Origin of the sequence: Aquicoccus sp. SU-CL01552, from assembly GCF_040365005.1 — a bacterium.
In the GTDB taxonomy this organism is placed as follows: domain Bacteria; phylum Pseudomonadota; class Alphaproteobacteria; order Rhodobacterales; family Rhodobacteraceae; genus Antarcticimicrobium.
Genome location: NZ_BAABWV010000004.1, coordinates 203,465 through 228,802, shown reverse-complemented (window position 1 = coordinate 228,802; position 25,338 = coordinate 203,465). Strand labels below are relative to the sequence as shown.

General features: G+C 65.9%; 24 protein-coding genes. 13 read left to right on the top strand and 11 right to left on the bottom strand.

The window, feature by feature from the left end; genetic code table 11:
- Positions 1-24: 24 nt before the first annotated feature.
- Together paaA and pcaF are read right to left on the bottom strand one after the other, a co-directional pair.
- On the bottom strand, positions 25-1,017 hold the full coding sequence (paaA, locus tag ABWV23_RS06810) for a 1,2-phenylacetyl-CoA epoxidase subunit PaaA (RefSeq protein ID WP_353346281.1): 993 nt from the start codon (positions 1,015-1,017) through the stop codon (positions 25-27).
- Positions 1,018-1,035: 18 nt separating this feature from the next.
- Positions 1,036-2,238 (bottom strand): 3-oxoadipyl-CoA thiolase, encoded by a 1,203-nt coding sequence (pcaF, locus tag ABWV23_RS06805; protein ID WP_353346279.1) that lies wholly within the window; start codon positions 2,236-2,238, stop codon positions 1,036-1,038.
- Positions 2,239-2,543: 305 nt separating this feature from the next.
- Between pcaF and ABWV23_RS06800 the strand changes: the two genes are divergently transcribed.
- A complete protein-coding gene (locus ABWV23_RS06800) occupies positions 2,544-4,145 on the top strand; it encodes an alpha/beta hydrolase (RefSeq protein ID WP_353346277.1) in 1,602 nt (533 codons plus the stop codon).
- A 66-nt stretch (positions 4,146-4,211) separates the two neighbouring features.
- On the opposite strand, the gene ABWV23_RS06795 is transcribed toward ABWV23_RS06800, so the two are convergent.
- The 3 genes from ABWV23_RS06795 to ABWV23_RS06785 form a co-directional block, all read right to left on the bottom strand.
- Positions 4,212-4,436 carry a hypothetical protein gene (locus ABWV23_RS06795; protein ID WP_353346275.1) on the bottom strand — a complete coding sequence of 75 codons (225 nt, stop codon included), beginning with the start codon at positions 4,434-4,436 and terminating at the stop codon, positions 4,212-4,214.
- Positions 4,437-4,643: 207 nt separating this feature from the next.
- On the bottom strand, positions 4,644-4,856 hold the full coding sequence (locus ABWV23_RS06790; protein ID WP_353346273.1) for a YjiS-like domain-containing protein: 213 nt from the start codon (positions 4,854-4,856) through the stop codon (positions 4,644-4,646).
- A gap of 147 nt (positions 4,857-5,003) precedes the next feature.
- Positions 5,004-5,399: a carboxymuconolactone decarboxylase family protein gene (locus tag ABWV23_RS06785; RefSeq protein ID WP_353346271.1), complete on the bottom strand. Its 396-nt coding sequence runs from the start codon at positions 5,397-5,399 to the stop codon at positions 5,004-5,006.
- 299 nt (positions 5,400-5,698) lie between these two features.
- On the opposite strand from ABWV23_RS06785, the gene ABWV23_RS06780 reads away from it, so the two are divergent.
- Both ABWV23_RS06780 and ABWV23_RS06775 read left to right on the top strand, forming a co-directional pair.
- Positions 5,699-6,370, top strand: coding sequence for a GntR family transcriptional regulator (locus tag ABWV23_RS06780; protein ID WP_353346269.1), 672 nt, complete (start codon positions 5,699-5,701; stop codon positions 6,368-6,370).
- Between the two features lie 113 nt (positions 6,371-6,483).
- Positions 6,484-7,182: an FkbM family methyltransferase gene (locus ABWV23_RS06775; RefSeq protein WP_353346267.1), complete on the top strand. Its 699-nt coding sequence runs from the start codon at positions 6,484-6,486 to the stop codon at positions 7,180-7,182.
- Between the two features lie 7 nt (positions 7,183-7,189).
- Here the strand turns inward: ABWV23_RS06775 and ABWV23_RS06770 are convergent, their stop codons facing one another.
- Complete coding sequence (locus ABWV23_RS06770) at positions 7,190-8,197, bottom strand: AraC family transcriptional regulator (RefSeq protein ID WP_353346265.1); 1,008 nt, start codon at positions 8,195-8,197, stop codon at positions 7,190-7,192.
- Positions 8,198-8,367: 170 nt separating this feature from the next.
- Between ABWV23_RS06770 and ABWV23_RS06765 the strand changes: the two genes are divergently transcribed.
- Genes ABWV23_RS06765 through ABWV23_RS06755 form a run of 3 tightly spaced genes read left to right on the top strand, consistent with a single transcriptional unit; the run spans position 8,368 to position 10,927 of the window.
- Complete coding sequence (locus tag ABWV23_RS06765; protein WP_353346263.1) at positions 8,368-9,144, top strand: SDR family oxidoreductase; 777 nt, start codon at positions 8,368-8,370, stop codon at positions 9,142-9,144.
- A gap of 48 nt (positions 9,145-9,192) precedes the next feature.
- Positions 9,193-10,425: a styrene monooxygenase/indole monooxygenase family protein gene (locus ABWV23_RS06760; RefSeq protein WP_353346260.1), complete on the top strand. Its 1,233-nt coding sequence runs from the start codon at positions 9,193-9,195 to the stop codon at positions 10,423-10,425.
- A gap of 7 nt (positions 10,426-10,432) precedes the next feature.
- Positions 10,433-10,927, top strand: coding sequence for a flavin reductase family protein (locus ABWV23_RS06755; RefSeq protein ID WP_353346258.1), 495 nt, complete (start codon positions 10,433-10,435; stop codon positions 10,925-10,927).
- A 279-nt stretch (positions 10,928-11,206) separates the two neighbouring features.
- Here ABWV23_RS06755 and ABWV23_RS06750 read toward each other — a convergent pair whose 3' ends face one another.
- Genes ABWV23_RS06750 through ABWV23_RS06730 form a run of 5 tightly spaced genes read right to left on the bottom strand, consistent with a single transcriptional unit; the run spans position 11,207 to position 17,744 of the window.
- Positions 11,207-12,757 (bottom strand): indolepyruvate oxidoreductase subunit beta family protein, encoded by a 1,551-nt coding sequence (locus tag ABWV23_RS06750; protein ID WP_353346256.1) that lies wholly within the window; start codon positions 12,755-12,757, stop codon positions 11,207-11,209.
- On the bottom strand, positions 12,757-14,904 hold the full coding sequence (locus tag ABWV23_RS06745) for a thiamine pyrophosphate-dependent enzyme (RefSeq protein WP_353346254.1): 2,148 nt from the start codon (positions 14,902-14,904) through the stop codon (positions 12,757-12,759). The genes ABWV23_RS06750 and ABWV23_RS06745 overlap by 1 nt, the downstream gene beginning before the upstream one ends.
- Positions 14,905-14,913: 9 nt before the next feature.
- Positions 14,914-15,384, bottom strand: coding sequence for a MarR family winged helix-turn-helix transcriptional regulator (locus ABWV23_RS06740; RefSeq protein ID WP_353346252.1), 471 nt, complete (start codon positions 15,382-15,384; stop codon positions 14,914-14,916).
- Entirely contained in the window at positions 15,381-16,949 is a 1,569-nt protein-coding gene (locus ABWV23_RS06735; protein ID WP_353346250.1) for a phytoene desaturase family protein, read from the bottom strand. The genes ABWV23_RS06740 and ABWV23_RS06735 overlap by 4 nt, the downstream gene beginning before the upstream one ends.
- Positions 16,950-16,952: 3 nt before the next feature.
- Positions 16,953-17,744 (bottom strand): cyclase family protein, encoded by a 792-nt coding sequence (locus tag ABWV23_RS06730; RefSeq protein WP_353346248.1) that lies wholly within the window; start codon positions 17,742-17,744, stop codon positions 16,953-16,955.
- A gap of 112 nt (positions 17,745-17,856) precedes the next feature.
- Between ABWV23_RS06730 and ABWV23_RS06725 the strand changes: the two genes are divergently transcribed.
- The 7 genes from ABWV23_RS06725 to ABWV23_RS06695 all read left to right on the top strand — a co-directional run bounded on the left by ABWV23_RS06725 (position 17,857) and on the right by ABWV23_RS06695 (position 25,256).
- Positions 17,857-19,428 carry a phytoene desaturase family protein gene (locus ABWV23_RS06725; RefSeq protein WP_353346246.1) on the top strand — a complete coding sequence of 524 codons (1,572 nt, stop codon included), beginning with the start codon at positions 17,857-17,859 and terminating at the stop codon, positions 19,426-19,428.
- A gap of 63 nt (positions 19,429-19,491) precedes the next feature.
- Positions 19,492-21,021 (top strand): ABC transporter substrate-binding protein, encoded by a 1,530-nt coding sequence (locus tag ABWV23_RS06720; RefSeq protein WP_353346244.1) that lies wholly within the window; start codon positions 19,492-19,494, stop codon positions 21,019-21,021.
- A 70-nt stretch (positions 21,022-21,091) separates the two neighbouring features.
- Positions 21,092-22,102: an ABC transporter permease gene (locus tag ABWV23_RS06715; protein WP_353346242.1), complete on the top strand. Its 1,011-nt coding sequence runs from the start codon at positions 21,092-21,094 to the stop codon at positions 22,100-22,102.
- Entirely contained in the window at positions 22,095-22,946 is an 852-nt protein-coding gene (locus tag ABWV23_RS06710; protein WP_353346240.1) for an ABC transporter permease, read from the top strand. Before ABWV23_RS06715 ends, ABWV23_RS06710 begins: the two co-directional genes overlap by 8 nt.
- Positions 22,943-23,809 carry an ABC transporter ATP-binding protein gene (locus ABWV23_RS06705; RefSeq protein WP_353346238.1) on the top strand — a complete coding sequence of 289 codons (867 nt, stop codon included), beginning with the start codon at positions 22,943-22,945 and terminating at the stop codon, positions 23,807-23,809. Before ABWV23_RS06710 ends, ABWV23_RS06705 begins: the two co-directional genes overlap by 4 nt.
- Positions 23,802-24,608 carry an ABC transporter ATP-binding protein gene (locus ABWV23_RS06700; protein ID WP_353346236.1) on the top strand — a complete coding sequence of 269 codons (807 nt, stop codon included), beginning with the start codon at positions 23,802-23,804 and terminating at the stop codon, positions 24,606-24,608. Before ABWV23_RS06705 ends, ABWV23_RS06700 begins: the two co-directional genes overlap by 8 nt.
- A gap of 117 nt (positions 24,609-24,725) precedes the next feature.
- Entirely contained in the window at positions 24,726-25,256 is a 531-nt protein-coding gene (locus tag ABWV23_RS06695) for an SRPBCC family protein (RefSeq protein ID WP_353346234.1), read from the top strand.
- The last annotated feature ends 82 nt before the right edge of the window (positions 25,257-25,338 follow it).

Genomic DNA, 25,338 nt, shown 5'->3' with positions numbered 1-25,338 from the left:
ACCGCCGGTCCGGTCCGTGATCTGTTATTCGGCCGCGACCTTGGCGGCGGCCTTCTTGCGGGCATGGGCCATCATCGCGTCGCGCACCCATTTGCCGTCGTTCCAGGCCTTCTGACGCGCGGTCAGCCGGTCCGTGTTGCACGGGCCGTTGCCCTTGAGCACGTCAAAGAACTCGCCCCAATCGGGCTCGGCGAAATCGTAGTGCCCGCGCTCCTCGTTCCACTTGAGGGTCTCGTCGGGAATGGTCAGCCCAAGGTACTCGGCCTGCGGCACGGTCTGGTCGACGAATTTCTGGCGCAGCTCGTCGTTGGTGTTGATCTTGATCTTCCACGCCATCGACTGCGCGCTGTGCACCGATTCCTTGTCCGAGGGGCCGAACATCATCAGCGACGGGAACCACAGCCGGTTCAGCGCGTCCTGCGCCATCCGTTTCTGGGCCTCGGTGCCCTGGGCCATCTTCATCATGATGTCATAGCCCTGCCGCTGGTGGAACGATTCCTCCTTGCAGATGCGGATCATCGCGCGGGAATACGGCCCGTAGGATGTCCGCTGCAGCGGCACCTGGTTCATGATCGCGGCGCCGTCGACCAGCCAGCCCACCGCGCCGATATCGGCCCAGTTCAGGGTCGGGTAGTTGAAGATCGAGGAATACTTCATCTTGCCCGACAGCAGATCCTCGGTCAGCTCATCGCGGGAAATGCCCAGCGTTTCGGCGGCGCAGTAGAGGTACAGGCCGTGGCCCGCCTCATCCTGCACCTTGGCCAGCAGGATCGCCTTGCGCTCCAGCGTGGGGGCGCGGGTGATCCAGTTGCCCTCGGGCAACTGGCCGACGATTTCCGAATGCGCATGCTGACCAATCTGCCGGATCAGCGTGGCGCGATAATCGTCGGGCATCCAGTCCTTGGGCTCGACCTTTTCGTTCGCGTCCACATGCGCCTGGAACTTGCGTTCCTCCGGCGTCATCTCCTCGGGGGATTTGACACCGGTTCCGGCGCTCTTGATCATCTGTGCATACATCTGGGCTCTCCTCCCGGGTTACACGCGTTCAAGGATCAGGGCGGCGCCCTGTCCAACTCCGACGCACATGGTGCACAGCGCATAGCGCCCGCCCGTGCGTTTCAACTGATAGGCCGCCGTCAGCACCAGCCGTGCCCCCGACATCCCCAGCGGGTGACCGATGGCGATGGCACCGCCGTTCGGGTTCACATGCGCCGCGTCGTCGGCCACGCCCAGCTCGCGCAGGGTGGCAAGGCCCTGGCTGGCAAAGGCCTCGTTCAACTCTATCACATCCATCTGCTCGATGGTGAGTCCCGCCCGTGCCAGCACCTTGCGGCTGGCGGGAACCGGCCCGATGCCCATCACGCGCGGCTCAACCCCGGCGGCGGCCATCGCCACCACGCGGGCAATCGGCGTCAGGCCGTTCTTGGCCGCCGTCGCCTCGTTGGCCAGCAGCAGCGCCGCCGCGCCGTCGTTGACGCCGCTGGCATTGCCGGCGGTCACGCTCAGATCGGGACCGTTGACGCCGCGCAGCTTGGCCAGTTTTGCCGCATCGGTGCCCGGACGCGGATGTTCGTCGGTGTCGACCACGAGTGGCTCACCCTTGCGCTGCGGGATGGTGACCGGGGTGATCTCCTCGGCAAAGACGCCAGCCTCATGCGCGGCGGCCCAGCGGGCCTGGCTGCGGGCGGCAAAGGCGTCCTGGTCCTCGCGGCTGATACTGTAATCAGCGGCGACGTTGTCGGCGGTCTCGGGCATCGAATCGATGCCGTACTGCGCCTTCATCTTGGGGTTCGGGAACCGCCAGCCGATGGTGGTGTCATAGACCGCGTTGGCGCGGCTGAATGCACTGGTCGCCTTGGGCATGACGAAGGGCGCACGGCTCATGCTCTCGACGCCGCCGGCAATCGCCATGTCGAAATCACCGGCGCGGATCGCCCGGGCGGCCATGCCGACCGCGTCCATGCCACTGGCACAGAGCCGGTTTACCGTGGTGCCCGGCACCTCGACCGGCAGACCGGCCAGCAGGGCCGCCATGCGCGCGACGTTGCGGTTGTCTTCGCCGGCCTGGTTGGCATCGCCGTAGATGACGTCATCGAGGCTGGCCCAATCGACCTGCGGGTTCCGCTCCATCAGGGCGGTAATCGGGATCGCGGCCAGGTCGTCGGTGCGGACTTGGGACAGCGCTCCGCCATAGCGCCCGATCGGGGTGCGTTGCGCGTCACAGATGAAAGCGTCCATGCGTTCGGTTCTCCAGTCTTTCGAGTTCAAATAGGTGACCGATTGGTCGGGTAATACGATCCGAGATGATTCGAGGCAAGTGAAATGTAACGAGAAATCGTTATCATCAGATTTTCCGTAACATAAGCCGCAGTCCTCCCCCTCGCGTTGCATACCCAGTTCTGGGGAGTTCGGCGCAACGGGACAAGCTCAAATGACGGAAACCCGCCCATCGAAGTCCCTCGGATGCGGATCGTACGATCCGGGGCCGAAATTCCCTGATTTCGGGCTGGCCGCACCACCGTCACAGTGAAAGGATCGGCACCATGTTCCGCCTTGTTCCGCTCCCGCTTTGTGTTGTCGTGCTCTGGGCCGTGTTTGCCCCGATGGGTCACGGCCAGACTCTCGACGGCTTCGCGACGCTGCCCTATCTCGCCTCGGCCGACCCGGACGCTGCGCTCGACCGGATCGGCGCGACGCTGGATGCTATGGAGCAGGGCGAGGATGCCGATCCGCGCGTGATCCACGACCTTTACGATCTGGCCGCCGACCTCCTGGTCGAGGGCGGGCAGGCCGCACAGGCCGCCCAGATCCGCGCCCGGCTTGCCGGTTTCGCGGTGCAATACCGCGATTTCCTCGGCATCGACCCTTTACCTGAATTTGCCCGGGCCGTGGCCCTGTTGCGGGACACTGCGCAGGATGAAATGGCGCGCGATACCTTGTTGGCGATGTACGACGAGCAGCGCGCCGGCGGTGCCGGGCAGGGCGTCCTCGCGGAAACGGACCGGCAAATCGCGCAGCTCTCCGAGGCGCTGGGCGAGGATGCACCGGACCTGACCGGACCGCTTTCGGAGGGGGTTTTTACTGAAAATACAATCTACTACGCCACCACCCGTGCACCCAGCGGCGAGCCTGACGCGGCGCGATACTTTGACGACGGGCGCGGCGACCTGAGTTTTGGCCGGGCCTCTGTCACCCTTCCGGCCTCTCCCGGCCCGGTGGATATCTCGAAACTGCGGCAGGTCCACCCAATGGACGGGAGGGCGTGGGCGCGCGACATGACCGAGGCCGCGCCCCAAAGCGTCCTGGTCTACATCCCCGACGCCGCCACCGGGTTCGAGCAGGCAGCGCGCCGGACGGCGCTGCTGACGCGGGCGCTTGGCGGGGTCGATCTGCCGGTCCTGTTCTCCTGGCCGGCAAGTGCCTCCTCGCTCGACTACATGGCCGACAGCGCCGCCGCCGGCGCCGCTGCGCGCGATCTCGACCGCCTGCTTGCGCTGTTGTCGGATCTTCCCGACCGGCCCCGGCTGCATCTTCTGGCGCGCGGGATGGGCGCGCAGGCTTTGGCGGGCGCGCTGGAGCGGATCGCCCTGCGCCAGGGGGTAGACGATCCGCCCCGGTTCGACCAGGTGATCTTTGCTGTGCCCGACATGGACGCGGAACGGTTCACCGACCTCCTGCCTGACCTGCATCCACTAGCAAAACGGATCACGCTTTATGCGTCGGACCGGGATTGGAGCATGCAACTGGCGCAGAGATTATACGGGTCAGCCTTGCGCGCGGGCTGGGGCGGCGAGGCCACGCTGACCGCCCCTGCTGTGGACAGCGTCGATCTCTCCGCTCGCGCGGGCGATTTGCTGAGCGATCCCGGCATGTTGTCAGACCTGGCGATGCTGCTGTGGCGTGATCTGCCGCCCGACCAACGCTGTGGCCTGACGCCGGAACCGGCGGGGGCGGGCGATGTGCCGGTTTGGAGATACGTGGAAGGGATCTGTGGCAACCCTGCCTTGATCGGGCTGCTTGCCGCCATGCGGCGGGCCGATGTGCACAGCCGTGAGGCGGCGCTGGCCTTGCTTGAGTCGACTGTTTCCGATCCGGCCCTGCGCAGGCGGTTTCGGCCGGTGGTCTCACGTCTGTGGCCCGAGTGAGCCACGGTCAGACCGGGGCGGTGCCCGCCCCGGTTCTGTCAGGTTTGGGAGGTCGCGCAGGCGCGATCAGATGCCGATGCGGTCGGCAAAGACGTGATAGACGATGCGCTCGCGTTCGATACCGCGCTCGGCCAGTTCGGCATCGCTCAGCGACTGCAGATGATGGATTTCATCCAGGCGCGAGTTGGCGACCGCGATCCGTTCCATCCATGCCATCAGGCCGTGGCCAATCGCGGAAAGCGGACGAAGAATGGAGAAACCGGCGGTCGGTTGTGTCGAGATATGTGCCATTTCTGGACCCTCTTAGAATGTTGCTCGTTTCGGCCCCCCGTGCCCTTATAATTGGTCAACTATGCTGACATGAGTAGGGGGGGACTCTACATACCCGTCTTGCGTTTGCTGCAATGCAGCGTAAGCAGACTGCCCGAAAATGCATCAGCACAAACGGAAACGGCCCCGCCGATTGGCAGGGCCGTGCATCGTGGGTCGGCAAGCGCCTTAGCGCCAGTAATCGTCATGCGCCACATGGCGCGCGATATCGCCCCGGCGCAGCCCGCGATCGGCCAGTTCTTCGTTGCTGAGCTTGGAAAGCGCGATGATCTGGCGGCCGCGTGACAGGCTGTCGTCGAAAATGGCGCCGAACAGGGACTTGAAGGGAAAGGCAAGGCGCGGCAACGGGGTTGCTGCGGCGGCGGAGGTGATAAAGGCCATCTGTCTGATCCTGCGAATGCGTGGGTTTCCCCGGTTGGCTTCAAACTATGCTGCACCTGCAGCATCAGCCAGAGGCCCGGGCGCACATCCGCTATGCGCCGGGCGCAACGCCGGGCCGTTCGGCTCCGCGTTCGCCCGGCGGCGGCGTCATGCCTTGAACATGTCGTCCACCGGCACCTTCATGCCGTTGGCCAGCGCGTTGGTCTGGCTCGCCATGCCGACCACCGCCCAAAGCTCGCCGTACATCTCGGGAGTCATCCCCTTGGCGCGCGCGGCGGCGGTGTGAGAGTGGATGCAATAGTCGCAGTTGTTGATGATCGAGACCGCGACATAGAGCATTTCCTTGACCAGCGGATCCAGCGCGCCGGGTGCCATCACCGGTTTCAGCCGCTCCCAAGTGGCGCGCAGCAGGGCCGGATCATGGGCCAGTGCACGCCAGAAATTGTTGACGTAGTCGGTGCCACGCAACGCGCGAATCTCGTCGAAGACGGCAAGCGCTTCGGTGCTGGCCTTTTCATCGGTCAAAAGATGAACAGTCCCCATGTCACACCATCGCAAGGATGCGGGCGGGGCGGCCGCTGCCGATCAGGAAACCGCGGCGTGAAAACATCCTGTCCTTGACCGCGTTGATCCGGCTTAGATCGCACATCTCCTGTTCCTTTGTCTGTTGGTCTTTCGTGTCTTGGATCTGCCGGCGCCGATCTGGCCCGACCGGGGCGAGCATAGAACGCGGGTTTCCATGCGCCTTCTTCGTCCTTGGGTTGCGACGATGTGACGGGAGGTCGCGAATTGCGCGTAAGCGCCCGGAGTTTTACCCTGCGCCGGACACGAAGGGGGGCGGCATGGCCGGACAGACGGAACACATTCTCAATGCGGTGCTGGAGGACATGGACGCCGGGCGGTTGAATCCCGGTGACGTGCTGGAGAAGACGCAATTGATGGCGGCGCATGGGGTGTCGCGCACGCCGGTGCGCGAGGCGCTGATCCAGCTTGAGACCGCGGGCTTGATCAAACGGATGCCGCGCAAGGGAGCCATGTTGTTCAAGCCGACGCTCGAGGAACTGCTGGCAATCATAGAGGTGCACGCCAAGCTGGAGGGGCAGGCGGCCGGCCTGGCCGCCCGGCGGATGTCGCCGCTTCAGGCCCAGGAATTGGAACGGGCGGTTCAGTCCTGCGAGGCGCACGCCCGCGACAAGGGGGACAGCGATCCGATCGGTTATTACCGGCTGAACCTCCAGTTCCACGGTGCGGTGGCGGTGGGGGCCGGGAACCCGATCCTCCTCGAACTGGTCAAGAACAACGCGCGCAAACTGATGGCGTATTACCGGGCGCGCTACCGCTATCCCGAGACGATTGCCTCATCGGCGCAGGAGCACCGCGAGATCGCCACTCTGATCCTTGATGGCAAGTGCGACGAGGCCGAGGCGGCAATGGCCGCCCACGTTTCCTTCGACCAGGTGACCGCAATGGACCTTCTGGCCGCCCTGGGCGGAGAGGAGACCGGGGCAGGGTGATGCACGGCGGACTCGCCCGCGATTAATGCGCTGCCGACCGGACCGGCCTGCTTGCCTTTGCGGCGTGGGGGCAACAGGATGCCGGGCAAAGCAAACAATGCGGGGTTTCCACCGTGAACGAGCAGACAGACCTCCCCGAAATCGCGGCCGAATGCCTTGGGGTGCGGGTGCCGGCCTCGCCTTTTCTGCATGAGAAGCGGATCGAACGGATCAACGCGGCGCAATACGAGGGGCTGGAGATGGCCGGCGCGCTGCACGTGGTGCGCCCCGATGACGTGGTGCTGGAAATCGGCGCCGGCATCGGCTTGGTCGGCGCGGTGATCGCCGCCAATGCCAAGCCACGCGCGGTGCATTCCTATGAGGCCAACCCCGAGTTGATCCCCTCGATCGAGGCGCTTTATGCCGCCAATGATCTGAACGACCGGATCTCGGTCAGGAACGCGGTTCTGGTCAGCGCGCCGGACCGGCCCGAGACGATGACCTTTCACCTGCACAGCAGCTACCTCGGCTCGTCCCTGATCGAGCCGGAAGGGCGCAAGACAAGGGCGGTCGAGGTGCCGACCGAGAGCTTTTCCGAGGTCTGCGCGGCGTTGAAGCCCACCGTACTTGTGATGGATATCGAGGGCGGAGAGCTGGACCTCCTGCGCCATGCGGACCTGTCCGGGTTTCGCGCGATGGTGCTGGAATTTCACCCCAACGCCTATGGCATCGGCGGCATGCGGGCATGCAAGAACATCCTGCGGGCCTCGGGGATCGAACGGGTCGCCGAGAAATCGGTGCGCACCGTCTGGACCTGCGCGCGCCCGGACTAGCTGCGCCTCAGTGAAGTCGTCCGCCGCCCAGGGCGGCATTGAGCGTCTCGCTTGGCGATTGTCCGAACCGTTTCCGGTAGACCTGTGAGAACCGGCCCAGGTGGGTGAACCCCCAGGCCATCGCGATGTTGGTCACGGTATCGCCGGTTCGCGCCTTCAACAGCGCCTCGTGCACGCGGTCCAGTCGCCGGTCGCGTAGAAAGCTCAGCGGCGTGGTGCCGCGAAATTGCCGGAACGCCATCTGCAGGCTGCGGGCGGTGGTTCCGGCGGCGCGGGCGATCTCCTCGACCGTCAGCGGCTGGTCGAGCCGGGCCTCGATGTAGTCCTCGGCGATGCGCAGCTTGTGCGGCGCGGCCGAACCCACCGGGCGACCCAGAAAGCCCGAGTAATTGTTGTCCAGCGCCTCGATCAGCCCGGTCATCAGGGTGCTTTCGATCTGACGGTTCATCAATCCACGCTGGCCAAAACTCGACCGCCCGGCGTCGATCTCACCCACGAGGTGCAGCACGAACTGCCGCAGCGCGGTGCCCGGCCCTTGCCGCAGGTTCAGCGGGCCATTGAAGTTCAGCGGGCGATCCATCTGTGCCCCCAGCAGATCGCACAGCAGCTGCTGCATCGCGGCCCGGTCGATCTGCACCAGCAGTTGTCGGGTGCCGCCGGCCCAGGTCATGGCGGTGGGCTTGTGCGGGTTCAGCACCGCCGCCGCCTGCGGGTCGGAGTCATAACGATCCGAGCCGTTGACGATCCGCGCGCCGCCGCTCAACGGGATCTGCATCAGGTAAAAGCCGCCCAACTCGCCCGGTTCGATCCGGGTCCGTGCGCCGTATTCCATGTAATTTAGCGACAGGCGCTCACCGCGAACATGGTTGTGGCAGGCATCGAATGGGGTCTGCCCCTCGGTCTCCAAGCGATGCGGACAATACACCCGCGCCACCCGGTCGCGGGTCTCGTCCAGGTCACGGCTGCGAAACAGCCGGTGCGCCGACAGTGGTGCGTGGCGTGCCGTTGTGGCCATCGTCGTCTCCCCATGCATCCCCGGCAGGAGAATTGGAGGATGCTAGCAGTCAGATCGTTGCGCGGTCAAAAAGTTTCGTTTTTCGGATAGGCGCCGCGCCCGGTGGATAGCGGGGCGTCGGGACCATGGGCAGATTTATTTCAATCCTAAAACAAAACAGGGAGACTGAAATGCGAGGATTGGACGGCAAGGTTGCCATCATTCCCGGCGGCGCGACCAAGATCGGCGCGGCGGTGGTCAAGGCGCTCCGCGCGGCCGGCACACAGGTGATGGTGGCCGACATCAACGCCGAGGCGGGCCGCGCGCTCGAGGGCGACGGCGTGGCCTTTTGCGAAACCGACATCCGCGATGACGCGCAGGTCGCCGCACTGGTCAATGAAACGAAACAGCGGTTCGGCCGGATCGATTTCTTGGTCAATGTCGCCTGCACCTATCTCGACAATGGCGTCGATTCCACCCGCGCCGAATGGCTCGAGGCGCTGGACGTGAACATCGTCGGCTCGGTCATGCTGATGCAGGCCGCCCGCGAAGAGCTGGCCAAGAACAAGGGCGCCATCGTCAACTTCGGCTCGATCTCGGCGCGGGTGGCCCAGACCGGGCGCTGGCTCTACCCGGTGTCCAAGGCGGCGATCCTGCAACTGACCCGGAACCAGGCGATGGACCTGGCGCCCGAGGGGATCCGCGTCAACGCGGTCTCGCCTGGCTGGACATGGTCGAACATCATGGACGAACTGACCGGCGGCAACCGCGAAAAGACCGACGGTGTCGCGGCCCCGTTCCACCTGATGGGCCGCGTCGGCGACCCGGAGGAGGTGGCGAACGCCGTTCTCTTCCTCTGTTCCGACGAGGCCGGGTTCATCACCGGCACCGATATCCGCGTCGATGGCGGCTATACCGCCATGGGCCCGGAACAGGCCAAACCCGCCATTCCGCTGCTGATGGAATAGGCCGGGACAAGACCCCCAAAACAAAACCGACACGGGAGATCCAAGGAAATGCGCAAATTCACAATCATCGGCGGCGGCCAGTCCGGCTTGCAACTGGGCATCGGCCTTCTGAAGGCGGGCAACGCCGTCCGGGTGGTGCAGAACCGCACCGCTGAGGACATCGAAAAGGGCAAGGTGCTGTCCAGCCAATGCATGTTCGGCGCCTCGATCCAGCATGAGCGGGACCTGGGGCTGGACTTCTGGACCGAGACCTGTCCGCCGGTCGAGGGCATCAACTTCTCGGTGCCACACCCCGAACAGCCGGGCGCCAAGGCGATCGACTGGACTGGGCGGCTGGACCGCAATGCCTATTCGGTCGACCAGCGGGTGAAGATACCGCGCTGGCTGGCCGAATTCGAAAAGCTCGGCGGTGAGCTGGTGATCGCCGATGCCGGCATCGAGGAGATGGAGGACTACGCCGCCGAAGATGACCTGGTTATCGTCGCCTCGGGCAAGGGCGAGATCGGCCGGCTGTTCGAGCGGGACGCCGCGAAATCCCCCTATGACAAGCCACAGCGCGCGCTGGCGCTGACCTATGTCACCGGCATGACGCCGCGCCCCGAGCATTCGGCGGTCTGCTTCAACCTGATCCCGGGCGTCGGGGAATATTTCGTGTTTCCTGCACTGACCACCACCGGCCCCTGCGAGATCATGGTGATGGAGGGCGTGCCCGGCGGCCCGATGGATTGCTGGGGCGATGTCACCTCGCCCGAGCAGCATCTGGCAAAATCGAAATGGATCCTCGACACCTTCCTGCCGTGGGAGGCCGAGCGCTGCCGCAACCTCGAATTGACCGACGACAACGGCATCTTGGCGGGGCGCTTTCCCCCGACGGTGCGCAAGCCGATCGCGACGCTGCCCTCGGGGCGGCAGGTGCTGGGGCTGGGCGATACCGTCTGCCTCAACGATCCGATCACCGGGCAGGGGTCCAACAACGCGGCCAAGGCGGCGGCGGTCTATCTGAAGCGGATTCTCGACCGCGAGGACCGGGCCTTTGACGCCGATTGGATGCAGGGCACCTTCGACGCCTATTGGGACTATGCCAAGTGGGTGGTGCAATGGACCAACATGATGCTGATGCCGCCACCCGATTTCGTGCTCGAGATCATGGGCACCGCCTGTGTCGAGCCGCGTCTGGCGCACCGGATGGCCAATGCCTTCGACGATCCGCGCGACTTCTTCCCGTGGTTCGCCGACCCGGATGCGGCGGCGACCTACCTGCAGGACCTGAAGGCGGCCTGAGATGGGCATGGGAATCTCACCTGACGTCTTTCGCGACGCGATGAGCCGGTTTCCCGGGGTGGTGACGCTAGTCACCACCTGCAATGGGCAGGAGCGGCGCGGGATCACCGCCACCGCGGTCTGTTCCGTCACCGCCGATCCGCCCAGCCTGCTGGTCTGCCTGAACAAGGCGACCGGGACCTGCGCAACGGTCGGGGAAACCGGGCAATTCAACGTCAACTTGCTGGGACAGGAGGCCGAGGATCTGGCGCTGCGCTTTGCCGGCGTGGGCGGTGTCACCGGCGAGGAGAAGTTCGCGATCGGCGACTGGCGCGCCGACGACAAGGGGCTGCCCTATCTGGCCGATGCTCTGCTGAGCATGTCCTGCGATGTGAGCGAACGGACCGAGGCGGGTAGCCACGTCGTCTTTATCGGCCAGATCCGTTCCGTGCGCTTCGGCCAGGGCGATCCGCTGCTCTACGAACGGTCCGCCTTCCGCGCGCTGGCGCGGGGGGAGGAGTAGGGCAGAGTGCCCAGACCTCTGCCCCCGAACCGGCCCGGCGTTTCGATGCCGGGCTTTTTCGTGCGTGGGTCGTTGCCCGGCCCCCGGGAAAGCGCGCGCCGGTCCCCCCCCTCGCGACTGGCCTGTCATCCCCGCGAAAGCGGGGATCTCCTGGATGGGCAAGCGCTCAAAGAGATCCCCGCCTACGCGGGGATGACAGAACACGGGAACGACCGAGCCATCCGTGAGCCACGCCACGCTTTCGCGGGAGCGACCGGAACCCAGTGGGCCAACCCGCCCTCAGGCGAAACTCTTCACCGTCAGGATCGCGCCGTCCAGCGCCGCGCCCTTCTCGTCCTTGAGCGCGGCCTCGCGCAGCCGCGCGACCCAATCGGCGCCGTCCTCGCGCTGGCGCACCATCTCGGCCGCCTCCATCACCCTGTCGAACTTGGACAGGCTGCGCGCATGGGTGTCGGAATACCCCTTCACCAGCCGCCGGCAGCGCACCAGTTCCACCGCAAAGGCGTAATTCTGCGCCACCGCGCCCTTCACCTTGTCGAGCCAGCGCGCCAGGTGCTCCTGTTCGTACTTGTGGCGCAAGGTGCGACGACGATAGCCGCGCAAGCCGCCCAGCACGTAAAGCACCAGGAAATTGCCCAGCCGGTGGGTGCGCACGCGCCGACCCTTGTTGAACCAGCGGTCCAGCCGCGCCATGGTCTTCGGGTTGGCCTCGACCTTTGCGCCCATCGCGGCGGGCAGCATGCCGGCGATCTCCTCGGCACGGGGATGCATGAACTCGGTCAGGGCGACCGGGCGGTCGCCCGCGCCCATCTGGTCCTGGATGCGGGCAAAGCGGGCGCCGCGCGTCTTGAGGTCGGCCACCCGGATCACGTCGTCATAGGCCATGGCATTGGCGATGTATTTCGCCGCCTCGACCGTCAACGCGTAGCCGTGGCCTTCCTCGTCCAGCGCGGCGATCTCTTCCAGCCGGTCAAGGTATTCCGCGCCATAGGCGACATCCTGGAATTTCACCACCTTGCGCAACCCGTGCTGCGCCATCTCCTGTGCCGGGGCGGGCAGGGCGGCGACGCGGGCATTCAGCGCTTCCCATTTTTTCATCAGCCGTCCGGGCCCCTGCGGTGCGGGAACTGCGGCGGCGACTTTGGGCTGTGCCACTTCTGCCGGGTCGACGGCGGCGTTCTGCGCCCGGTCAAAGGCGGCGGAGAAGGCGCGAAGCGAGGCCTCGACCCCCTTGCCCGAGGCGCGGATCGCTTCCTCGAAGGCCTCGCGCGGGAAGGGCAGCGCGCCCGACCCCGCCAGCGCCCCGAACAGCGAGGAGGAGATCACCGATCCATTCTCGATCGCCAGCCGGTCCAGGTCGAACATGATCAGCTTGTCGGCGGCCACCTCGGCCGCTGCGCGCACCTCTTCCGACGAGGCAATGCCGTCGCCCGGCACCATCTTTTCCGACACCGCCAGCGCCCGGTGGGTCGAGGCGATCAGCGTGGTGCGGTCCGGGGTGACGAAGCCGCGCAGGATGGCGCGCCCGGCCTCCATCATCTCGGCGGCGATCATCACGTCGACGTCCCCCGCCGAGGGCGCCAGCGAGAACACCGGCGCGACCGCGCCCATCGGCGCCATCTCGATGTAATAGATCGTGGCGCCGGTCCGCTGCGCTACCCCCGCGACCGAGGTCGCCTGGCAGGCATAGCCCTGGGCGCGGGCGACGCTTTCAATCCAGTTGGTCAGAACACCGCCCCCCTGGCCACCGACGGCAAGGATCGCGACCTTGATGATGGTGTTCAGTTTCTCGTCGGGCTGGCGCGGGGCCAGGGCTTGCTGGATGGTCATCAGACGGTCTCCGGGAATTCAAGGCGTTTGGCGGCGCGGCGGGTTTGCAGCCAGCGGATCACGCCGGTCGAAACGCCCTGCCACCATTTTTCGAACCCGGTGGCGTTGTGCACCACGTCGGCGCGGTAAAAGCTGGGGCAGAGCACGGCGGCATCGGCCACCTCTCCGCAGTTGCCGCAGCCGACGCAGGACTGGTCGATATGCGCGATCGGATCGTCGCGCAGCGGATCATCCAGTTTCTTCAGCGACAGCGACGGGCAGCCCGACAGCCGGATACAGGCGTGATCGCCGGTGCAGATATCCTCGTCGACGCCAAAGCGTGGCACCTCCATCCGCTGGCCGTCCTTGATCGCCTTGTTGCGCAGCGGCTTTTCGCGGCGCTGGCGGTTCAGCATGCATTCGGACGAGGCGACGATGACCTTCGGTCCCGGCACATCGGTGGTCAGCGCCTCGTGCAGGGTGTCGCGCATCTTGGTCACGTCATAGGTGCGGTCGATCTGGCGCACCCATTTGACGCCGATCCCCTTGACCGCGTCCGAGATCGAGTTCTGCGTCGCCTTGGTCGGGTTGTCGGCGCGCGATGACAGCACGTCCTGACCGCCGGTGGCGGCCGAGTAATAGTTGTCGACGATCACCGCCACGCTGTCGGACTTGTTGAACACCATGTTGCCGATCGAAGAGGACAGCCCGTTGTGCCAGAACCCGCCGTCGCCCAGGATCGAGATCGCCCGTTTTTCGCCACCGCCGTCAAAGGCGGCGTTCGAGGCCGGGCCGAGGCCATAGCCCATGGTCGATCCGCCCACCTCGAAGGGGGGCAGGCAGGCGAACAGGTGACAGCCGATGTCGCCGGTGATCTGGTGTTCGCCCAACTCTTCCTGCACCAGTTTCATCGCGGCAAAGATCGGCCGCTCCGGGCAGCCGGTGCAGAAACCCGGCGGCCGGGTGGGCACGGTTTTCGACAGGTCGGGGATCGCCGGCGCCGGTTGGTTCGGCGCGCGGGCCTGGCCCGGCAGCAGGTCGGGGGAATGCTCCTTGAGGAACGCGGTGATCCCGTCCAGCATCACCTTGCCGGTATATTCGCCCGCCATCGGCAGCATGTCCTTGCCATGCAGCCGCACCTTCAGCCCCTTGCGCAGGATGAAGGTGGAGAGCGTCTGTTCGATGAACTCGGGCTGGCCTTCTTCGATGACCAGAACGGCGTCCTTGCCCTCGGCAAAATCGGCGAACTCGTCGCTGACCAGCGGATAGGTCACGTTCAGGCAATAGACCGGGATGTCGGAATTGCCATAGATGTCCGCCAGCCCCAGCCGCTGCAACGCGCGGATCACGCCGTTGTACATGCCGCCCTGGCAGACAAGGCCGATCTTGGCCTGTTCCGGTCCGAACATCTCGTTCAGCTTGTGCTCGGTGATGTATTTCTCGGCCGCCGGCCAGCGGTTGTCGATCTTGTCATGCTCATGCACGAAGGAGGCCGGCGGCAGCACCACCCGGTTGAAATCCTTCTTGGGGCTCGACAGCGCGTCCTTTACCGTCAGGGTCGGGGCGACGTTGTCGCTGCACTCGAAACTGCCGGTGACGTGGCAGGACCGGATCCGCACGGTCATCATCACGGGGGTGTTCGAAGCCTCGCTCAATTCGAAGCCGTCGCCCACCGCCTTGACGATCGACGGCAGGCTGGGGCGCGGGTCCAGCAGCCAGATCTGTGATTTCATCGCGAAGGGATGGCTGCGCTCCTGCATGATCGAGGAGCCTTCGCCGTAATCTTCACCGACGATGATCAGCGCACCGCCGTTGACCCCGGACGAGGCCAGGTTGGCCAGCGCGTCAGAGGCGACGTTGACCCCGACCGGCCCCTTGAAGGTGACCGCGCCGCGGATCGGGTAATGCACCGAGGCCGCCAGCATGGCGGCGGCAGCGGCCTCCGAGGCGTTGGCCTCGAACCGCACGCCAAGTTCGCCCAGCAGTTCCTCGGCATCGGCCAACACGTCCATCAGGTGGCTGATCGGCGCCCCTTGGTAACCGCCAACATAGCCGACCCCGTTTTCCAGCAGCGCCTTGGTGATCGCGAGGATACCCTCGCCGGTAAAGGTCTCGCCCGCGCCCTTGCGCAGGTGTTCGACTTCCTTCTTGAAGGATCTTTCGGCCATGTGTCGTCCTCAGAATTCGTTCCGGCGCACATTGCGCAGGATCTTGTGTAGCGTTGCCAGAAAGGCCTGTTGTTCGGCCTGCGGGATGTCCTGGAACATCTGGTCATGGGCACGCGCCATCGCGGGCCAGTGCCGCTCGAACGTGGCGCGGCCCTTTTCGGTGATGAAAACGCGGGTTGCGCGGCTGTCCTCGCGGTCGGTCTCGCGCCGGATCAGCCCGTCGGCGGCCAGACCGTCCAGCGCCCGGCTCAGCGTGGATTGCTCGACCACCGCATAGATCGCCAACTCGCGGATCAGGATGCCGTCGATCACCGACAGCACCGCGAGCGAGCGCATCTTGGGCGTGCTCATGCCCTGGTGGGCCATGTCCTCGCGCAGGCTGGCGTTGTAGCGCCCCATGATGCGGTTCATCAGGTAGGGCGGGAAGTTGTTCAGCCCGATCTCGCCCAGGCGGCGCGGTGCAGAGGCCTGATCCTTCATCCGCCCAGCCTCTTGGCGGCGTTGAAGCCCGAGCCACCGCCCAGCCCCGGGCCGGGGTGGGTCGAGGCGCCGATGTGATGCAGGTTCTTGACCGGCGTGCTGCCGTTGCGCGACCACGGGAACGGGCGGAAGACAAAGAACTGGTCGATGCCGCATTGCCCGCCGTAGGGGTCGCCGCCGACGAGGTTCACGTTCATCGCCTCGAGGTCGGCGGGCGAATAGGCACGGCGTGCCAGCTTGATCTGGTCGAAATCCTTGATGTGCGCCGAAAGGAGCGCCTCGATCCGGTCGGCAAAGGCTTCGCGCGTGGCCTCGTCCCAGGCACCGCCTGTCTCGATCTCGCCGGCCGCGTCGCCCTTGATCACGCGCGGTGCGTCCGGGATCTGCAACCACAGGATTGCCTTGCCCTCGGGGCAGCGGGTCGGGTCCAGCCGGTGGGGCTGGCCGACACAGATCGTCGGCGTCTCGGGGATCATCCCGCGCTCGGCCTCGTTGGCGGATTTCGACACCGCGTCGATGCCGTCGGACAGGTGGATCAGCGCCACGTCGTCCAGCCCCTCGGTCGTCCATTCGGGCGGGCGATCCAGCGCGAAGTGCAGTTGGAAGTTGCCGCGCCCGTGCCGATAGGCGCGCGCGCCGGCCTGCTCCTCGGGGCGGGCGTGATCGCGCAACAGCCGGGTCACCAGTTGCCCCGGCGCCACCGATGCCAGCACGTTGCCGGCCATGATCTTTTCGCCCGCAGCGGTCTCGACTCCCACGGCGCGCCCGCCCTCGACAAGGATGCGGTCCACGTCGACGCCGGTGCGGATCTCACCGCCATGTTCCTCGATCAGCCCGCGAAAGGCGTCGACGGCGCGAGCAGATCCGCCCTTGACCACCGGCGCGCCGGCGGCCTCCAGTGCGAAGGCGACGACCTTGGCCATTTGGCCGGAATAGGTGGATTCGGGCGTCAGCCCGCAATGCAGCACCCAAGGCGCCCAGAGCGCCCGGATGTCTTCGCTTTCATAACTCGTCTCAAGCCAGCCGCGCGCCGGGATCAGTGCCGCGCCGATCCAGCTTTTCAGCCCGTTCAGCCCGCGTTTCCAGGCCTGGCCGGCCAGCAGTTTCACGGTGCCGCGCGACCACAGGTCACCGCCCAGCAGCGCGAAGAGAAACGGCGCATCGGCCTCGATCCCGCCCACGTCGGCGGCGTGGCGGTCGCCATCGCCCGCCGCAAGGCCGTTGAAGGCGGCCACGTTGGCGGCCCGGTCCATGCCCAGGACGGTGGCCCGCCCGCCCGGCCGCAGCACGGCGGTCGGATGGGCGGTGTGGCAGAACTCCAATCCGTGCCGCCCCAGATCCTCGGCCAGTTCCGCATAGGCGGGCGAGGTCAGGAACAGCACGAAGGTGGTGGCCATCACGTCATGGTGGAAACCCGGCAGCGTCGCCTCTTCGGTCGTCATGCAGCCACCGGCGCGCTCCTCCCGCTCCAGCAACACCACCTTTTTTCCCTTTCGCGCCAGAAGCGCGCCGGCAACCAGGGCATTGATCCCGGTGCCGATGATGACGTGATCCACCGTAGCCATGGTTCAGCCTTTCGGTGCCAGCGCCAGCGCGCGGATCGGGCTGCCGGTGCCCTTCTGGATCTTCAGCGGGGCGACAATCAGGATCGCACCCTTGGCCGGCAGCTTGTCGAGGTTGGCCAGCGAGGCCAGGCCAAAGCGGTTGTTGGCATGCAGCAGGTTGTGTGCCGGAAACGGCGGTTCCATCCCGCCGGCCAGGCCCGCGTCGGTGCCGATGCACTGGCTGCCCCAGCCGACGATGCCCTTGTCGATCAGGTACTGGATCACCTCGGCGGTCGGCCCCGGGGTGTGCGGGCCGTTTTCGTCGGCGTTCAGGAACTTGGCCTCGTCATCGCCGTACTGGTCCCAGTCGCTGCGCATGACCACCCATTCGCCGGCGTTGATCTCGCCATGCTCGGCCTCCCAGGCCTTGACGTGGTCGATGGTCAGGAGGAAGTCGGCGTCGGCGGCGGATTCCTTGGAAAAGTCCAGCACGTTGACCGGCGCGATCAGGCGCTGCACGTCCAGCGTGTCGGTATAGCCCTCGGGGTTGTCGCGGCCGGTGATCCAGTGATGCGGCGCGTCGAAATGGGTGCCGGTGTGTTCGCCCAGGACCATCCAGTTCCACGCAAAGAACGGGCCGTCCTCATCGTATTCGCTGATCTTGTGGATCTCGACCTTGGGGGTGTTCTTGGCGAAATCCTCGGGCAGTTGCAGGATCGGCGTGTCCGGTCCCAGCACCCCGGTGCAATCCACCACTTCGATTCCGCCCGAGGCGATCATCGCCCCCAGGCTCTGCAGCGTGTTCGATGCGCTCATCTTTTTAGCTCCCTAGATGTTTTGGCGCCTCCCCGAGGCGCGTCGGTGTGATTCAATGCTAGACAGGATTAAATGCTTTTGCAAATATCTTGGCAAGAACAGGGGGCGTAGAGTGACACAGTTATCCGCAGATGCGGTCATCATAGGCAGTGGCGTCAATTCGCTGGTCTGCGCGCATCATCTTGCCAAGCGTGGCTGGTCGGTGATCGTGCTGGAGCAGGCGGACGAACCCGGCGGTGCCGTGCGCACCGGGGAGTATACGGTCAAGGGATTTGCCCATGACTGGGCGGCGATGAACCTGTCGCTTTTTGCCGGATCTCCCCATTTTCAAGAGAACAGTGCGGAGCTGGCCCGGTACGGGTTGGAGTTTGCTCCGGCAAGCAACTGTTTTTCCAGCGTGTTTCCGGACGGAACCTGGATGGGCATCGGCACGGATGCCGCCGCCAACCGCGCCCGCATCGCCGCGCTGTCCGAGCAGGACGCGCAAACCTGGGCGGCGCTGTCCGAAGCCTTCCCGGGAGAGGCCGAGCATTTGTTCGGGCTTCTCGGCTCTCCCATGAAAATGCATGCATTGGCATCTATTACGTGGAAGGCGCTGCGCAGGAAAGGGGCGGGTGGAACCCTGGACCTGGCGCGCCTCCTCGCCGCCTCTCCCCGGGCCTGGCTCGAGGAAACCTTCGAATCGCCCAAATTGCGGGCAACGCTGGCGGCCTGGGGCATGCATCTGGATTTTGCCCCCGATATCGCCGGCGGGGCGCTGTTCCCCTATCTCGAGGCGATGACGAATCAGGCGTTCGGCATGGCGCTGGGCAAGGGCGGGGCGGGCACCGTCATCACCGCCCTGCAACGCGCGATCGAGGCCCGCGGCGGTCGCGTCCTGTGCAGCACCCCGGTCGAGACCATCCTGCATGAGAACGGCAAGGCGACCGGCGTGATCGCGGGCGGCGAGACCATCACCGCCAACCGCGCGGTGATCGCCAACGTGGCGCCCGGGGCGATGGCGAGGTTGACCGGCGGCAGCGGCGACGCGGGCTATGACACCGCGATGCGGAAATTCCGCCATGCGCCGGGCACGATGATGATCCACCTTGCGCTCTCCGACCTGCCGCAATGGACCGCCGGCCCCGAACTCAGCGACTATGCCTATGTGCATATCGCGCCCTCGCTCGACCAGATGGCGCGCACCTATGCGCAGGCGGTCGCCGGGTTGCTGCCGGACGAGCCGGTGATCGTGGTCGGCCAGCCCACCGTGGTCGATCCCACCCGGGCGCCCGAGGGGCAGCATACGCTGTGGATGCAGGTGCGCATGGTTCCGGGCGAGATCCGTGGCGACGCCGCTAGCGAGATCACCGCGACCGACTGGTCCGAGGCGGCGGCCCCCCTTGCCGACCGGGCGCTCGACCTACTCGAACGCTACGCCCCCGGCACCCGCGCCAAGATCCTCGGTCAGCGGGTCGTCACCCCGGCCGAGCTGGAGGCGGACAATCCCAATCTCGTCGGTGGTGACCAGGTCTGTGGCAGCCACCACATCAGCCAGCATTTCCTGTTCCGCCCGGCGCGTGGATACACCGACGGAACCACCCCGATCCGGGGCCTTTACCACACCGGAGCGGCCGTCTGGCCCGGGGCGGGAACGGGCGCCGGGCCGGGCCATCAACTCGGCCGGAAACTGGCGGGGAAATAACCGGCCGGGACATGAAACGTACAAAAACTAGATCAAACCATACGAAACCAACAGGGAAACAAAATGACCAAACTGACACGACGCAGCCTGCTCAAGGGCACCGCCGCCGCCGCCACGCTGGCCGCCGCGGCTCCGACCTTCGCCTGGGCGCAGCAGATCGAAGAATTGGTGATCGCCTATAACGTCAACCTGCCCAGCTGGGACCCCACCGTCGGCGCCTCGGCGGTGAATCCGACGATCCAGGGTATCTACCAATCGGTGTTCGACCAGTTCATCCTGCAGCAACCCGATCTGTCGCCGGCGCCCGGCCTGCTGACCGACTGGGGCTGGAACGACGACCACAGCCAGGTCTGGATGGACGTGCGCGAAGGCGTGAAATGGCATGACGGCTCGGACTTCACTGCCGAGGACGTCGCCTGGAGCCTGGCCCGCGTTGCCAACCCCGAGACCGGCAGCCCGATCCAGTTCGTCTGGGGCACGCTGGAAAACCACCGGGTCGAGGGCAACCGCGTCATCGCCGACGTGAAACAGTTCGACCCGACGATCTTCAAGTGGATGTACTTCCTCACCGGCTACGTGCTGCCCAAGGCCTATTACGAAAAGGTCGGCGCCGACGGCTTCGAGGCTGCCCCGATCGGCACCGGCCCCTACATGGTCGAGAAATACGAGCGCAACGCCTATGTCCGCCTGAAGGCGAACGAGAATTACTGGGGCGGCGCGCCCGAGTTCAAATCCGTGACCATCAAGTTCGTCACCGACGCCGCCGCGCGCGTGGCCGAGGTGGAATCGGGCAACGCCCATGTCACGCTGGAAATGCCCTATGAGGAGTTCGACCGCCTCAAGGCCGGCAAGCTGGACGGCGTCGCCGCACCGATTTCCGACATCGGCATGATCTTCTTCAACGACATCGAGGTGATGACCGACCCGAACGTGCGCAAGGCCGCGGTGATGGCGGTGGACAAGCAGGCCATCGTCGACCGCCTGCTGTCGGGCTACGGCGTGCCGATCGACACGTTGGAGACGCCGGAATACGATGCCTACGATCCCACCATCAAGACGCCCTATGATCCCGAAGGGGCCAAGGCGCTGCTGGCGGAATCGGGCTATTCCACCGACAACCCGGTCAAGTTCACGATCCAGACCACCCGTGGCTTCAAGCCCAAGGATTACGAGATCATCCAGGCCATCGTCGGGCTGTGGCGCCGGGTCGGCATCGAGGCCGAGATCGAGGTCTACGAGGTTGCCAAGCACTATGAGCTGCGCGCGGCCGACCAGCTTGCGCCGGCGGCCTTCTACAACTGGGGCAACTCGGTGGGCGATCCGACCACCTCGACCGGCTTTGCCATGTACGGCCCCTCGCCCCACTCGGTCTGGGACGGGCAGGAATTGATCGACATGATCAACCCGCTCTGGGGCGAGGCGGACGAGGCCAAGCGCATCGAGGGCTGGAAGGGTGTCAGCCGCTATATCGCCGACAACGCGCTGGTGCTGCCGCTTCTGCAATACGTGCAACCGATCCTGCATGCGCCGGGCGTCAAGGTCACGCCGCATGCCTCGGGCGCGCTGCTGCCGCACCTGATGACCCGCGCCTGATCGGCGCCCTTCAAACCCCTGTGACCGGAGGGCGGGTACATCCCGCCCTCCGGCTTTCGGAATCATTCCCATGACATTGATCAGACGGATCCTGCTGCGATTGCTGACCATGGCGATCACGCTTTTCGGCGTGGCTGTCATCGTGTTCTTCGTCATTCGCGTCGTGCCCGGCAACCCGATCGCGATGATGCTGCCGCCGGGTGCCGGCGAAGAGGACATCGCGCGGCTCAAGGCGCTTTACGGGCTGGACAAGACCATCCCCGAACAATTCGTGATCTGGCTGTCGGGCGTGCTGCACGGCGATTTCGGCACCTCGATCACCACCCGCCAACCGGTGCTGGGGCTGGTGCTGTCACGGCTGCCGGCGACGCTGGAGCTGTCGGTGGTGGCGCTGGTGATCGCGGTCGCGATCGGCGGTACGCTGGCGCTGACCGGAACCCGGTGGCGCGGCACACGGACCGAGGGCGCCATCGACGTGACCAACGGCATGGCGCTGAGCGTGCCCGATTTCCTCTGGGGGCTGGTGCTGATCCTGCTGTTCGGGGTGCTCTGGCCGGTTTTCCACATCTCGGGCCGGGTCTCGCCGGCGCTGGACCTGCCGTTCGTCACCAATTTCTACCTGTTCGAAAGCGTGCTGCGGCTGCGCTTTGACATCTGGGCTGATCTTGTCGCGCACATGTTCATGCCGGCGCTGGCGCTGGCGATCCCGCTGGCGGCGATCATCGCCCAGCTTCTCAAGCAATCGCTGAAGGAAACCATGCATCTGGATTACGTCACCCTGTCGCGCACGAAAGGGTATGGCGAGAACCACGTCATCACCCGCGAGGCGCTGCCCAATGCGGTGCTGCCCACGCTGACCCTGATCGGGGTGCAGTTCACCTTCCTGATCGGCGGCACCGTGATCATCGAGCGTCTGTTCTCCTACGAGGGGCTGGGCAACATGGCCATCGACGCGGTGATCAACCGCGACCTGCCGCTGATCCAGGGCATCGTGATCCTGTTCGCGCTGATCTTTTCCGTGGTGAACCTGGTGGTCGATCTGACCTATGCCGCCCTGAACCCGAGGTTGCGACATGGCTGATGGACGCGCACAGGTAAAACGCCGCCTTGGCGCGCGTCTCTGGCTCTCGGCCGCCTGGCTGACGCTGCTGGTGCTGGCGGCGGTGTTTGCGCCGCTGATCGCACCGCAGGATCCGCTGATGCAGGATCTGTTCGGCGCGCGCCTGCCACCGTTCTGGGAGGCCGGGGCCGACGCGGCCTTTCCGCTGGGCTCCGACAGTCTTGGCCGCGACGTGCTCAGCCGGATCATCTATGGCGCGCGCATCGCGCTGGGGGTGGCGCTGATCGCGGGCACGCTGACCTGCGTGATCGGCTCCGCCCTGGGGCTGATCGCGGGCTATTTCCGCGGCTGGCCCGACATGGTGATCTCGCGCCTGGTCGATATCTGGATGGCGTTTCCGCCGGTGCTCTTCGCGATCCTGTTGATCGCGGTGCTGGGCACCGGCCTCAGTTCCATCGTCATCGCCATCGTGGTGATCGACTGGACCCGCTTTGCCCGCGTCATCCGCGCCGAGGCGATGAGCCAGGGCGCGATGGATTACGTCGCCTCGGCGCAGGTCGCGGGACGCAAGCGGTTCTCGATCATGCTGGCCGAGATCCTGCCCAACGTGCTGCCCACCATCGTCGTCCTGCTGACGCTGGAGATGGGCATCGCGGTGATCGTCGAGGCGATCCTGAGTTTCGTCAACCTGTCGATCTCGACCGATCAACCGACCTGGGGCAGCATGATCTCGGAAGGTCGTCTGTCGATCCACCAGGCGTGGTGGGTGCTGGTGTTCCCGCTGGTCACCCTGTTCCTGACCGTCCTCAGCTTCAGCCAATTGGGCGAAGGGCTGAAGGACCATTTCGATCCGGTGCTGCGATGAGTTTCCTGACAATCGAGAACCTGAATGCCATGGTCGGCCCGGCGCCGATCCTGCGCGACGTGTCGCTGTCGGTCGAGGCGGGCGAGGTGCGCGGGCTGGTCGGTGAAAGCGGTGCCGGCAAGAGCATGATCGGCAAGGCGATCCTGGGCACGCTGCCCGGCGCGATCCGGATCACCTCGGGGCGGATCCTGCTGGACGGCGAGGATCTGCAGGCGATGTGCCCGCGCGACCGGCGCCGGGTGATCGGCGCCAAGGCGGCGCTGATCCCGCAGGACCCGCTGACCGCGCTGAACCCCTCGCGCCGGGTCGGGCCGCAGATCACCGACCGGCTGGTCGATATCCTCGGCTGGATGAAATCGGACGCGGGCCACCGCGCCGAGGAGCTGCTGGACGAGGTGTCGATCCCCGAGCCCGAGCGCGTGATGCGGGCCTATCCGCACGAGCTGTCGGGCGGGATGCGCCAGCGCATCCTGATCGCCTCGGCCTTTGCCGCCGAGCCCCGGTTGATCATCGCGGATGAGCCGACCACGGCGCTGGACGTGACGGTGCAGAAACAGATCCTGAAGCTGATCAGGCAGATGCAGGCGCGCCACGGCACGGCCCTGTTGTTCGTGACCCATGACCTCGGCGTGGTGTCCAAGATCTGCCAGTCGCTCTCGGTGCTGTTCGGCGGCAAGGTTCTGGAGGATACCAGCGTCGGCGATTTCTTTGCCCGGCCCGCGCATCCCTATTCCGCCGCGCTGCTGGCGGCGACGCCGAAATACACCGACCCCGAGGCCAGCCTGACGCCGGTGCCGGAAACGGTGATCGAGGCGGTGCAGGCGGAAATCGAAGCTCACGACCGGAGGCAGGGCCATGTCTGACGCACCGATCTACGAAGTCGAGAACCTGCACCTGTCGTTCCCCGACATGGCGCACAAGCCGCTGTTCGGCCCCGCGCCACGGATCGAGATCCTCAAGGGTATCTCGCTGACGATCCCGCGCGGCGACGTGGTGGGCATCGTCGGCGGCTCCGGCTCGGGCAAGTCGACGCTGGGCCGGGCGATGATCCGCCTGCTGGAACCCGACAGCGGTGCCATCCGCTTCGAGGGGCAGGACATCACCCACCTGGGCGAGGATGCGCTGCGTCCCCTGCGCCGCCGGTTCCAGATGATCTTTCAGGATCCGATGTCGTCGCTCAACCCGCGCCGCACGGTGGGGGCGATCATCGCCGGGCCACTGCGGTTGCAGGGGTTCGACCGGGTGTCGCAGCGGGTCGACCAGGCGCTGGACCACGTCGGCCTGCCGCGCGCCTTTCGCAAGCGGTATCCGCATGAGCTGTCGGGCGGGCAGCGGCAAAGGGTCGGCATCGCCCGTGCCATCGCCACCGAACCCGACTTTATCCTTGCCGACGAGATCGTCTCGGGCCTCGACGTGTCGAGCCAGGCGCAGGTGCTGAACCTGCTGGATCAGCTGGTGAAGGAGCTGGGGCTGACGCTGGCCTTCATCAGCCACGACCTGTCGGTGATCCGGCGGCTCTGCCGGCACACGCTGGTGCTCTATCGCGGCGAAGTGGTGGAATATCGCGAGACCGCCGCGCTGTTCGAGGCGCCGCAGGCCGATTACACACGCGAGTTGCTGGACGCGATCCCGCTGCCCGACCTCGACCAGGTCTGGGCCTGATCGGCCCCATCGCGGCCGGTCTGCCGAAAATTCCTGCGGGCGGGCCGGGCAAGTTTGCTTGGCCCGCCCCGCGCTGTCGGTTACACCGGAGTCAGAGGAACAGGGAGACAGCGCGCCATGCACATGAGCGACGACCGCGAGATCAAGGCCGATCCGGCCACCGTCTATGCCGCCATCCTCGATCCGGAGATGCTCAAGGCCTGTGTGCCCGGCGCCTCGGAAGTCGAGGGCAATCCGCAGGACGGCTATACCGCCACGGTGACGCAGAAGGTCGGCCCGGTGAAGGCCACCTTCAAGGGACAGGTGACCATGTCGGACCTGGTCGAGAACGAGAAACTGACCATCACGGGCGAGGGCAAGGGCGGCGCGGCCGGGTTCGCCAAGGGCGGCGCCACCGTGACGCTCGCCCCGGCGGGCGAGGGGGCGACGCTGCTGTCCTACGAGGTCGAGGCCAAGGTCGGCGGCAAGCTGGCCCAGTTGGGCAGCCGGCTGATCGACGGGTTCGCCAAGAAGATGGCCGACCAGTTCTTTCAGAACCTGCAGACCCGCATCGAGGGCGGCGGTGAAGAACCGGCGGACGAGGCGGCTGAGGGCGAGAAAACCGGCGAGAAAAAGGGCTGGTTCAAGCGCGTCACCGGCCGCGAGTGATCCCTGCACATGCGCGCAGCCGCCTGTGCGCGGGGGCGCTGTTCTGTCGTGCCGGCCCGCATTAGGGTCCGCGCGAAGGGGG

Excerpts from the sequence above, each read along its gene's own strand:
- ABWV23_RS06760 (WP_353346260.1), top strand. The coding sequence starts at position 9,193 with ATGCGCAAATTCACAATCATCGGCGGCGGCCAGTCCGGCTTGCAACTG.
- ABWV23_RS06735 (WP_353346250.1), bottom strand. The coding sequence starts at position 16,949 with ATGGCTACGGTGGATCACGTCATCATCGGCACCGGGATCAATGCCCTG.
- ABWV23_RS06720 (WP_353346244.1), top strand. The coding sequence starts at position 19,492 with ATGACCAAACTGACACGACGCAGCCTGCTCAAGGGCACCGCCGCCGCC.
- ABWV23_RS06705 (WP_353346238.1), top strand. The coding sequence starts at position 22,943 with ATGAGTTTCCTGACAATCGAGAACCTGAATGCCATGGTCGGCCCGGCG.
- ABWV23_RS06770 (WP_353346265.1), bottom strand. The coding sequence starts at position 8,197 with ATGGCCACAACGGCACGCCACGCACCACTGTCGGCGCACCGGCTGTTT.
- ABWV23_RS06750 (WP_353346256.1), bottom strand. The coding sequence starts at position 12,757 with ATGACCATCCAGCAAGCCCTGGCCCCGCGCCAGCCCGACGAGAAACTG.
- ABWV23_RS06785 (WP_353346271.1), bottom strand. The coding sequence starts at position 5,399 with ATGGGGACTGTTCATCTTTTGACCGATGAAAAGGCCAGCACCGAAGCG.
- ABWV23_RS06795 (WP_353346275.1), bottom strand. The coding sequence starts at position 4,436 with ATGGCACATATCTCGACACAACCGACCGCCGGTTTCTCCATTCTTCGT.
- ABWV23_RS06790 (WP_353346273.1), bottom strand. The coding sequence starts at position 4,856 with ATGGCCTTTATCACCTCCGCCGCCGCAGCAACCCCGTTGCCGCGCCTT.
- pcaF (WP_353346279.1), bottom strand. The coding sequence starts at position 2,238 with ATGGACGCTTTCATCTGTGACGCGCAACGCACCCCGATCGGGCGCTAT.
- ABWV23_RS06740 (WP_353346252.1), bottom strand. The coding sequence starts at position 15,384 with ATGAAGGATCAGGCCTCTGCACCGCGCCGCCTGGGCGAGATCGGGCTG.
- ABWV23_RS06745 (WP_353346254.1), bottom strand. The coding sequence starts at position 14,904 with ATGGCCGAAAGATCCTTCAAGAAGGAAGTCGAACACCTGCGCAAGGGC.
- ABWV23_RS06710 (WP_353346240.1), top strand. The coding sequence starts at position 22,095 with ATGGCTGATGGACGCGCACAGGTAAAACGCCGCCTTGGCGCGCGTCTC.
- paaA (WP_353346281.1), bottom strand. The coding sequence starts at position 1,017 with ATGTATGCACAGATGATCAAGAGCGCCGGAACCGGTGTCAAATCCCCC.
- ABWV23_RS06715 (WP_353346242.1), top strand. The coding sequence starts at position 21,092 with ATGACATTGATCAGACGGATCCTGCTGCGATTGCTGACCATGGCGATC.
- ABWV23_RS06730 (WP_353346248.1), bottom strand. The coding sequence starts at position 17,744 with ATGAGCGCATCGAACACGCTGCAGAGCCTGGGGGCGATGATCGCCTCG.
- ABWV23_RS06755 (WP_353346258.1), top strand. The coding sequence starts at position 10,433 with ATGGGAATCTCACCTGACGTCTTTCGCGACGCGATGAGCCGGTTTCCC.
- ABWV23_RS06780 (WP_353346269.1), top strand. The coding sequence starts at position 5,699 with ATGGCCGGACAGACGGAACACATTCTCAATGCGGTGCTGGAGGACATG.
- ABWV23_RS06700 (WP_353346236.1), top strand. The coding sequence starts at position 23,802 with ATGTCTGACGCACCGATCTACGAAGTCGAGAACCTGCACCTGTCGTTC.
- ABWV23_RS06695 (WP_353346234.1), top strand. The coding sequence starts at position 24,726 with ATGCACATGAGCGACGACCGCGAGATCAAGGCCGATCCGGCCACCGTC.
- ABWV23_RS06765 (WP_353346263.1), top strand. The coding sequence starts at position 8,368 with ATGCGAGGATTGGACGGCAAGGTTGCCATCATTCCCGGCGGCGCGACC.
- ABWV23_RS06800 (WP_353346277.1), top strand. The coding sequence starts at position 2,544 with ATGTTCCGCCTTGTTCCGCTCCCGCTTTGTGTTGTCGTGCTCTGGGCC.